This is a genomic window from Modestobacter altitudinis (assembly GCF_005930475.1).
Taxonomy (GTDB): Bacteria; Actinomycetota; Actinomycetes; order Mycobacteriales; family Geodermatophilaceae; genus Modestobacter; species Modestobacter altitudinis.
Genome location: NZ_SJEW01000159.1, coordinates 1 through 395 on the forward strand (window position 1 = coordinate 1; position 395 = coordinate 395).

Consider the following 395-nt stretch of genomic DNA (forward strand, 5'->3'; position numbering starts at 1 on the left):
CAAGTACACCATGTAATGATGTCGTACGAGCAAGTTCATGTTCTAAAAATGTCGTTAAACGACTCATCAATTGCGTCGTAGCAACCGTAGACATAATTAATGGCGTCTCTAATTCTTTTGCAGCTTCTATTAATTCTTCAGGGGGTTCTAAATCTCTCGTCACAATAATAGCCGGTGTTTCGGGGCGACATAACTTTCTCATTCTATCTTGTCGTTCTTCATCCGGGAGTAAATTATAAAAAGATAATTCAGTAGTACCTAATAATTGAATACGGTCAGATGCATAATGAGAAAAGTAACCTGCCATCTCTAATCCTGGTCTAGAAATATCTGTATTTTTAATTTGCTTATTTAAACCGGCCTCGCCAGCTATCAGTTCAAGTTCAAACCGTTCC

At 38.0% G+C, this 395-nt stretch carries 1 protein-coding gene; it reads right to left on the reverse strand.

Annotation, left to right across the window (positions count from 1 at the left end; translation table 11 throughout):
* The coding region (locus FHL79_RS24870) for a hypothetical protein (protein ID WP_342777129.1) at positions 1-395 on the reverse strand (395 nt) is incomplete at both ends.